Source organism: Ligilactobacillus pobuzihii E100301 = KCTC 13174 (assembly GCF_000349725.1).
In the GTDB taxonomy this organism is placed as follows: Bacteria; Bacillota; Bacilli; order Lactobacillales; family Lactobacillaceae; genus Ligilactobacillus; species Ligilactobacillus pobuzihii.
On sequence record NZ_APCP01000049.1, the window covers coordinates 1 to 8,862 of the forward strand.

The 8,862-nt window shown below is 36.3% G+C and carries 8 protein-coding genes and 1 pseudogene; 8 read left to right on the top strand and 1 reads right to left on the bottom strand.

Features of this window, described 5'->3' with window-relative positions; genetic code table 11:
* Nucleotides 1–105: 105 nt before the first annotated feature.
* The 8 genes from LACPOB_RS0100310 to LACPOB_RS0100350 all read left to right on the top strand — a co-directional run bounded on the left by LACPOB_RS0100310 (nt 106) and on the right by LACPOB_RS0100350 (nt 8,228).
* The gene (locus LACPOB_RS0100310) at nt 106–954 is read left to right on the top strand and encodes an SDR family NAD(P)-dependent oxidoreductase (RefSeq protein WP_017866861.1); all 849 of its coding nucleotides are present in this window, start codon (nt 106–108) and stop codon (nt 952–954) included.
* Between the two features lie 287 nt (nt 955–1,241).
* On the top strand, nt 1,242–1,364 hold the full coding sequence (locus tag LACPOB_RS12865; protein ID WP_017866863.1) for a hypothetical protein: 123 nt from the start codon (nt 1,242–1,244) through the stop codon (nt 1,362–1,364).
* A gap of 635 nt (nt 1,365–1,999) precedes the next feature.
* Complete coding sequence (locus tag LACPOB_RS0100330; protein ID WP_017866865.1) at nt 2,000–2,476, top strand: GNAT family N-acetyltransferase; 477 nt, start codon at nt 2,000–2,002, stop codon at nt 2,474–2,476.
* Nucleotides 2,477–3,001: 525 nt separating this feature from the next.
* Nucleotides 3,002–3,706 carry a PRD domain-containing protein gene (locus tag LACPOB_RS11415; protein ID WP_258420976.1) on the top strand — a complete coding sequence of 235 codons (705 nt, stop codon included), beginning with the start codon at nt 3,002–3,004 and terminating at the stop codon, nt 3,704–3,706.
* Nucleotides 3,661–3,864 (top strand): PRD domain-containing protein, encoded by a 204-nt coding sequence (locus LACPOB_RS12870; RefSeq protein ID WP_258420977.1) that lies wholly within the window; start codon nt 3,661–3,663, stop codon nt 3,862–3,864. Before LACPOB_RS11415 ends, LACPOB_RS12870 begins: the two co-directional genes overlap by 46 nt.
* Nucleotides 3,865–3,961: 97 nt before the next feature.
* Nucleotides 3,962–5,821: a beta-glucoside-specific PTS transporter subunit IIABC gene (locus LACPOB_RS0100340; protein ID WP_017866866.1), complete on the top strand. Its 1,860-nt coding sequence runs from the start codon at nt 3,962–3,964 to the stop codon at nt 5,819–5,821.
* A gap of 31 nt (nt 5,822–5,852) precedes the next feature.
* The gene (locus LACPOB_RS0100345) at nt 5,853–7,313 is read left to right on the top strand and encodes a glycoside hydrolase family 1 protein (protein ID WP_017866867.1); all 1,461 of its coding nucleotides are present in this window, start codon (nt 5,853–5,855) and stop codon (nt 7,311–7,313) included.
* A gap of 96 nt (nt 7,314–7,409) precedes the next feature.
* Nucleotides 7,410–8,228 carry a Cof-type HAD-IIB family hydrolase gene (locus tag LACPOB_RS0100350; protein ID WP_017866868.1) on the top strand — a complete coding sequence of 273 codons (819 nt, stop codon included), beginning with the start codon at nt 7,410–7,412 and terminating at the stop codon, nt 8,226–8,228.
* A gap of 222 nt (nt 8,229–8,450) precedes the next feature.
* Here the strand turns inward: LACPOB_RS0100350 and LACPOB_RS13315 are convergent.
* A pseudogene (locus LACPOB_RS13315) lies at nt 8,451–8,755 on the bottom strand (helix-turn-helix domain-containing protein); the annotation flags it as partial.
* Nucleotides 8,756–8,862: the final 107 nt, after the last annotated feature.

Here is an 8,862-nt window from a genome sequence, read left to right on the forward strand (position 1 = left end):
TTGTTTGATCACTTAAAAGTCTAACCTTATTGGGCTTTTTTTGTAAAATTTTGTACTAAATGTTTGATTGTTACGAACTAGCACCACACGTAAAGGAGTATATAAATGGCAAAAACATGGCTGATCACAGGGACCTCAACAGGATTTGGGCACGAATTAGCGGAACTATTAGCACAACAAAGTGATGTTAATTTGGTGGCAACAGCTCGTAACACCGATAAATTAGACTATTTAGATCAATATGATCATGGCCAAATCTTGAAGTTGGAGTTAGATGTGACGAAACCAGAGCAAATTAAGGAAGGCGTAAAACAGTCTCTAGACAAATTTGGTACGATCGATGTCTTGGATAATAACGCTGGTCTTGGTTATTTTTCGACTTTTGAAGAGGCTGACGAACAAGCTGTTCGTTATATGTTTGAAGTAAATGTCTGGGGCTTGTCGCATATGACTCAAGCCGTTTTACCAGTTATGCGTCAACAAAATAGTGGTGTGATCTTAGGTGTCTCTTCTGATGCAGGGCTGATCGGTGAAGCCTCTCTGAGTTTTTATAGTGGGACTAAATTTGCTGTGGAAGGATTATTTGAATCCTTAGCTGAAGAAGTTAAAGAAGATAATATTCAGGTCACCTTATTAGAACCTAGCTCATTTCGGACGGATTGGGCCGGACGTTCTTCGCAAAAAAAGAACACGGCTTTTCCAAAAGATTATCAGGTTACTGATCGCGCATTACGGACTTATACGGGGCTGGCTGGTGATGAACCAGGAGACCCTAAGGCTGCTGCACAGTTGATTTATGATCAAGTTACAAATCATATGGATGAATTGCCATTGCATTTACCTTTGGGTGAGTCAGCTGTAAGAAGAGCGCAATATAAATTTTCTGACTTGGCGGATAAATTCGAGCAACTAACAAATCTAGCAGCAGCGACAGATTTTTCGAAGGGTGAATAAAAATTTAATTACAAACATAAAATGTTAATAGGGAAAAGCTTTATAAAATTTGGAGGTGGCAGCTTATCAAAAAGGAATATATTATGTCCATTATTGCAATCGTGTGTTTGTGTCTAGCACAGCTACTAAATAATTTAGACTTTGGAAAAATATTCGGAATTATTTTATCTGTTATGGCGTTAATTTTATCACTGATAGCGGCATTTAGTGGTCTTAAAAACATAAATTTTGAAGATTAAACACACCTAGTCGAATAAAGTTTAGTAAAGAGATTTAGGAGTGTTTTTATGAACAAAATCGATAGAAAAGCGGTGATCAGCCTTCAAGCGATTATAGTCTATGCGATACCTATTTTAGGAATCACATCTAGTTATTTAATGAATCTGCATAATGGAACTTCTCCTAAATAGATTATTATTATTAGCTATGGTATTTCCAAGAATTTTAAAGTCGGGTCATAAGTATTGGAAAGCCATTATTTTTATAATTAACCTACTTTGATTTGATTATCTTCTTCTATATTATCTAATCGGATTTCATAATCGCTATTAGTAAATAGAACCACGATATATTAAAGCAATCATCTCGTTTTGAGGTAGTTGTCTTAATATGTAATTTTCATAAAAAGATCAGCCTTAGGGATTGGCCTTTTTATATAGTCACATTTTTGATAATCTAATCCTTAAAGGGTGATTTTATGTCAGAAAAAGAAAAACATCTAAAGAATATGATTTCATGGATCTCATTTTTTAGTCTTCTGATTGCTTTATTACTTATGCTCAACTTTTTTTACAATGTATATCTCAACATATTTTACGTCATCCTAATTCTATTCCTAGAATATTTAACAAAAGTAGGAAAGCCTCTGAATAATTATATTTACAAGCATATCAAAAAATAAAAATCCAGGTCCATTATTGATTAATGGATCTTATCTATTTGAATCTCCTAATGATCAAAAGGAACATAACTCAAAAATTCTTACCTGCTTTTTAAGTGTATAATAGATTCAACTATTTACTCTTAACTTTTGGGAGGTGTAAAAATGATTATATATCGTGCTTTCAAAAATTCAGATGCACAAGAAGTTGCTAATTTAGTCAAAGAAACCATGTTAACTACTAATATAAAGGATTACTCTAAAGAATATTTAGAAAGTGATTTAAAAAATCTTACGGCACAAGCCTTTGTAGAGAAAGCAAAATACTTTCACTGCTATGTATTTATTGATTATACTGTAAATAAAATTATTGTTGTTGGTTCGATTGGAGCATACTGGGGTAAAAAGGATGAAAGCAGCTTATTCAACATTTTTGTATCTCCTAATTATCAAGGGCAAGGAATCGGTAAACGGCTTATCCAACTATTGGAACAAGACGAGTATTTTAAAAGAGCAAAGCGTATTGAAATTCCTGCTTCAATTACTGGATTAGGTTTTTATCAAAAAATGGGCTATTCTTTTAAAAATGAGAACGATACACTCGATAATGAACAATTATATCGCTTGGAAAAGTTTAATTAGCCATTTTGTCAAAAATTATAATTTAATCGCATAGCTAGTTAACTAAAGAAAAGTGAATTTCAAGGCCTATTATGCAGTTAATAGCCTCCTCGAATTTCCTATTAAGTTAACCTTTTAAAATTAACGAAGCCTAATAGGGGATCCAAAATGAGTAAAAAACTATCAAAATAACTCCTGAATTTTGCTTCTTTTTTAAAATAGAATACATGTGTATTCGAACATGCTATAATGAGCTTGTCGTTTTGGTGTTTAAAACTGATAAACGAAACGATGTTTAAAAAAACAAATAAAATCAGGGTTCATTTGTTATAAATAGACCCTGAATATTGTTAATATATTACAAATTTAACTATTGAAGTTTTCTTTGAAAAGGCATACAATAACAATATAAATAGGATTGTTATCGCTTAACGTGAGCAAAACCTGTTACCTTTACACTTTTGACATACGTTTAGTATGTAATATTTTAAGTAAAGGTAATGGGTTTTTTGTGTAAATTCCTAGATTGGGGGTGTTTTTTATTTAATGCAAATTAAGCAGATTTTTAATAATAACGTTTTGTTGGCCGATCAAAATGGTCACGACTTGGTTTTAATCGGTAGAGGGCTTGGCTTTAAACAGCGCCCCGGAAATTCAGTAGATAAAAAAAAGATTCAACAAATTTTTTCACCTACAGATAAAAAGTGGTTCGAAATGTTTAAAGAGTTAATTGAAGAGATTGAGCCAGTTTATTTTGAAGTTTCAAGTCAAATAATCAACATAGCTACTAAACAACTACAAACAAACTTCAGTGACTATTTGTTAATTGCACTGGCTGACCATATTCATTTTGCTATTGAACGCTACAATGAAGGGAACATCATCCAAAATAAGCTTCTATGGGAAATCAAACATTATTACCCTGATGAATATACAGTTGGCCAACAATCTCTTGATTTGATTCAAAAAAAGTTTTCAGTTAATCTGCCTGATGATGAAGCTGGTTTTATCGGTATAAAATTTGTTGAAAATCAGCCAAATGTCACGGACAAATCAAGCCTAACTCAGACTTCTGAACTAATTCATGCAATTATTCAAATCGTAACATACCAATTAAATATTACCCTAACTAATGATTCACTAAGTTTTCAAAGATTTATTACTCATGTTCGTTTTTTTGCAACTCGTTTAATAAATCATAAAAAATGTCAGAGACTACAAGCGATGACGAATTCTTATACAAACATGTAACTCAAAAATATCAACAAGCTTTTGCTTGTACACTGAAGATTTGCACTTTCTTATATGAAACAAAAAAATTTTCAGTTTCAAAAAATGAACAAATTTATTTAACAATTCACATTCAGCGTATTTTACGCGAAAAAGAACGGTTAACCAAGGGATTGTAACTATTCAATTAGGCAAAACCCAAATTACTTTCACGGCAATAGCCATGCAGTAATTTGGGTTTTTCTTTTGTAATAAAACAACAAGGAGTGAACTAATATGGAACAAGAAAAACTAGCAAAACAAATACTTGAAAATGTCGGTGGATCTCAGAATATTAACGAGGCTTGGCATTGTGCAACACGTATTCGTTTCAAACTAAAAGACGAAAATCAGGCGCAAACTGAAAAAATCGAAAACCTACCTGGTGTAATAGCGGTGGTTAAATCTGCTGGACAATACCAAGTGGTGATTGGAAATTCAGTGGCTCAAGTATTTTCCCCATTAGCACGACAAGCAGGGTTGAATAACACTGAAAAAGACTCACAGAACACTGAAACAACTGATAAAGGAACAATTTTTGATCGTTTCATTGGGTACATTTCCTCTGTCTTCACCCCTTTTCTAGGTGCCTTAGCTGGGGCAGGTATTTTAAAGGGACTCTTAGCATTGCTAGTTTCATTTAACTGGCTAACAGAAAAAAGCGGAACATATTTAATTTGGAATGCTGCTGGTGACAGTATATTCTATTTTCTACCTGTTGTATTAGGATTAACTGCTGCAAAACGAATGAAAGTTGATCAATTTGTCGGGATGGGAATCGCATTGGCTTTAGTCTACCCTGACCTAGTTAATGTCTTTTCTGACGGTCAGAATCTCTCCTTTTTGGGGATTCCAGTCATTTCAGCCACTTATACTTCATCAGTTATTCCAATTCTTTTAGCAATCTGGATTTTGTCTTATTTAGAGCCTATAATTAAAAAAATTTTCCCAGAGGCTGTACGAAATATTTTTGTACCATTTACATCGCTGCTTATTATGGTACCTTTAACTTTACTCGTAGTTGGACCAATTGGCTCAGCAATTGGCGCTGGTATCTCCTCTTTGGTTATGGGGGCTTACAATTTTGTACCGGCCCTTGCCGGATTAATCGTGGGTGGTTTCTGGGAAGTCTTTGTAATTTTCGGAGTACATTGGGCTTTTGTTCCAATTATGATCAATAACTTATCTCAATCTGGTACAGATGTTTTACAACCACTGGCTGCAGCAGCCGTTCTTTCACAAACGGGAGCTGCTCTAGGGGTTTTCCTAAAAGCACACAATAAAAAAACCAAAGCCTTGGCTGGGTCAACTACTATTACTGGACTTTTCGGTATCACAGAACCAATCGTTTATGGTATAACTTTGAAATTCAAACGGTCCTTTATCTGTGCAGTAATCAGTGGTGCAATCGGAGGAGCTATTATTGGTACAGCAGGTGGGAGAGCTACCGCACAAACGTTAGTCAGTGTTCTGTCAATTCCAACTTTTATTGGTCATGGTTTTGTTGGTACTTTGATCGGCCTGACCGTTTCCTTCATTTTAGGCACGATCCTAACCTTTTTCTTTGGGTTTAAAGAAGATTCTAATGAAAGTAATAATGACGACATCCCTTCTAAAACTAGAATTAATAGTCCTATCGCAGGAACATTGCTCCCATTATCAGCCGTCAATGATGAGGTATTTTCTACAGAAACCATGGGGAAAGGGATTGCTATCGTGCCTACTAATAACACAGTAACTGCGCCTGTATCAGGTACAATTAGCGCTGTGTTCCCGACAAGCCATGCGATCGGAATGACTAGTGATTCTGGAGTAGAAATTCTACTACACTTGGGAATAGATACTGTTGAGTTAGAAGGTAAATATTTTGAGACTCTAGTCCAAAATGGACAAGTTGTGTCACAAGGTGCGCCGCTAATCAAGTTTGACCCTGAAAAAATTAAGGAGGAGGGATATGATCCCACAGTGATGTTAATCATTACCAATACTAATCAATATACAATTGCAACGACTAATGAGACAGCCGCCACAAGCGATACTGAAGTTTTATCAGTTGAACCACAAGTGGCAAATATCCAAGTAAGTTCTAATAATTAAAATATTCACTATTATAAAGGAGAGGTTCTAAATGTATAAAAAAACCTACCCATTAAGTTTTCCAAAAGATTTTCTTTGGGGTGGTGCTACTGCTGCCAACCAGGTTGAAGGAGCCTGGGATGCTGATGGCAAAGGTTTAACTACCGCTGAAGTTGTCAAAAAAGCAGAAAATCGACGTGAGACAACAATGGGTGATGTCACTAAACAATCGATCAAAACAGCTATCAAGGACCATAGTGATAAATTTTACCCCAAGCGTCGCGGAGTTGACTTTTATCACCATTACAAAGAAGACATTAAGTTGTTTGCGGAAATGGGTTTTAAAGTCTATCGTTTTTCAATTGCCTGGGGGCGGATTTTCCCACAGGGTGATGAAAAAGAACCCAATGAGGCAGGCCTAGCTTTCTATGATAAAGTAATCGCTGAATTGTTGAAATATAACATTAAACCTCTAATTACATTGTCGCATTACGAAATGCCGATCAATCTAACCTTGAAGCATAATGGTTGGTCTGATCGACATGCAATCAAAGAGTTCACTCGCTTTACAGAGGTAGTTTTCAAACGGTACCGTGGTAAGGTCCCCTACTGGTTGACTTTCAATGAGATCAATACAGGTGCCTGGGGTTTTCATGAAACTGGCGCAATTGATAGTGATTTAAACGAACATGATCAACTACAATTGCGGTACCAGGCTCTACATCATCAATTTGTAGCTAGTGCCTTGGCAACCAAGCAATTGCACGAAATTGATCCTAAAGCGCAAATGGGGTGCATGATAGCCCGGATGCAAACTTACCCTGCAACTCCTAATCCGACGGATGTCAGAGCTGCACAAGTTGCAGACGAACAAAATCTTTTCTTCACTGATGTCCAAGCGCGGGGAGAATATCCGGAATATATGAACCGTTATTTTGCCGAAAATGAGCTTCAAATTACAATGGAACCACAAGATCAAAAACTATTAAAACAGTTTCCGGTGGATTTCATTACTTTTAGCTACTACATGTCGACAGTGACTAAAGCGGGAGACAAACAAAAAACTGTCGGAAACTTCGCTTCGGGTGGGCGAAACCCTTATCTTGAAGAATCCGACTGGGGCTGGCAAATAGACCCGATTGGGTTACGTGTGACGTTAAATGAACTCTGGGATCGATATCGATTGCCATTAATGGTGGTAGAAAATGGGCTAGGAGCTGTAGATAAAGTTGAAGCAGACGGCAGCATTCATGACGCCTATCGGATTGACTATTTACGCAAACACATTGTGGAAATGCAGGAAGCAATCCGAGATGGGGTCGAATTAATTGGGTACACCACTTGGGGACCAATTGATTTGATCAGTGCTAGTACTTCAGAGATGTCCAAACGTTATGGCTTTATTTATGTTGATCAAGATGATGCTGGCAATGGCAGTTTAAAGCGAAGTCGTAAAGATTCTTTTTATTGGTACCAAAGAGTAATTTCTTCTAACGGAGATAGCTTGGAATAATAACTTTTAGGAGCAGTGCGAACATGGATTGACTCCTGAGTACCAATTTTATAATTTTTGTGAATAAAATAATTCTATTAATTTAGGAGGCAACGAATGGCTATCAAACTTATTGCTTTAGATATCGATGATACTTTACTAAACTCGCACGGAAAAATTCAAGATAGTACAAAAAAATCTTTGCATTCTGCTTTACAAAAAGGCTTAAAGGTTGTTTTATGTTCCGGACGTCCCTTACCAGTCGTAACTCCTTTTTTGGAAGAACTGGGAATCACTGGTGATAAACAATATGCTATTACTTATAATGGTAGTGTGGTTGAGTCCGTGACTGGAAACATTGTGGTACAAATGGGATTGGACAACCAAGAATATAGGCACATTGATAAATATGCTCAAAGGAACAACCTTCAATATAATGTATTAGACCAAAATGGCACGATTTATACTAGTAATCGTGATGTTAATCGAATTACAGTTGTACAAGCTTGGGAAAATAATGCTGGTATTTTAATTAGAACACCGGACGATTTAAGTTCAGACCTTTCTATTGTAAAAGTTGTCTTTGTGGGAGAAACGGAAAAGTTAGATCAAGTAGAACCTGAAGTGCAAGCAGAATTTGGTCAAAAAAATTATGTAGTTAGAGCTGCTGATAATTTTTTAAAGGTTATGAATCTTAAAGCCAACAAAGGGAATGCTTTATCTCAATTAACGAGAGTTTTGGGTATTGATCCATCAGAAGTACTAGTATTTGGTGATGAAAGAAACGATGTCCCTATGTTTGATTTTGCAGGGCAAGCTGTTGCTATGGGCAACGGCTCTAAAGCTGCCAAAGAACATGCCTCATTTGTAACTGCCTCTAATAACAATGACGGAATTGCCAAAGCTTTAACTAAGTTTTTAGAGTTAGAAGAATAGCTAGACAGCACAAGAACCACTACCTGGGCACGGATAGTGGCTCTTTTTTCGCTACGCGGAATTCAGCGTGTGAGTTAAACTGATAACTTGCCAGTGATTGTTGCCTTTGTCACTCTTATCTAACCAGTAAGAGAATAGGTTATTAACTATCCCGACTTAGAATCGGTGCAACAATCAATGAGAGTAAATCATGTAACATAGGAAATCATCTAATACAATCTGTTTATTCGGCTGAGTCCGTTTGAAATAAGCTGTAAAACTGGCAATACTTTGGGAGCGAAAAAGTCTTTTCAACTCTTTAATCAACATCGAAAATATAACCAACAATTAAGTATCAACGGTTTTGAATGACACCGGCTACGATGCTTAGGCTAATTTGCCAGGCCAGTATCCGCGAAATGTCGGCGATAATGTAAATAATTAGAGTCACGTTGCAGCGCTGTCCCCTGTATGACCTCACGATAAATGGTACTCCGTGCACGGCCTAAATGTTGTGCGATCTGCTGGATACTCAAACCATCTTTTAAGAAGTTTCAATCTCCCCAATTGTCAAATCAAGTGCGACAAGTGTAAAGCTTAAACTATAAGTGAAGATAGATGTTAGTTCAGTGGGAGGCCGGCCAGGAAGCGTAGC

Excerpts from the sequence above, each read along its gene's own strand:
- LACPOB_RS0100310 (WP_017866861.1), top strand. The coding sequence starts at position 106 with ATGGCAAAAACATGGCTGATCACAGGGACCTCAACAGGATTTGGGCAC.
- LACPOB_RS12865 (WP_017866863.1), top strand. The coding sequence starts at position 1,242 with ATGAACAAAATCGATAGAAAAGCGGTGATCAGCCTTCAAGCGATTATA.
- LACPOB_RS0100330 (WP_017866865.1), top strand. The coding sequence starts at position 2,000 with ATGATTATATATCGTGCTTTCAAAAATTCAGATGCACAAGAAGTTGCT.
- LACPOB_RS11415 (WP_258420976.1), top strand. The coding sequence starts at position 3,002 with ATGCAAATTAAGCAGATTTTTAATAATAACGTTTTGTTGGCCGATCAA.
- LACPOB_RS12870 (WP_258420977.1), top strand. The coding sequence starts at position 3,661 with ATGTCAGAGACTACAAGCGATGACGAATTCTTATACAAACATGTAACT.
- LACPOB_RS0100340 (WP_017866866.1), top strand. The coding sequence starts at position 3,962 with ATGGAACAAGAAAAACTAGCAAAACAAATACTTGAAAATGTCGGTGGA.
- LACPOB_RS0100345 (WP_017866867.1), top strand. The coding sequence starts at position 5,853 with ATGTATAAAAAAACCTACCCATTAAGTTTTCCAAAAGATTTTCTTTGG.
- LACPOB_RS0100350 (WP_017866868.1), top strand. The coding sequence starts at position 7,410 with ATGGCTATCAAACTTATTGCTTTAGATATCGATGATACTTTACTAAAC.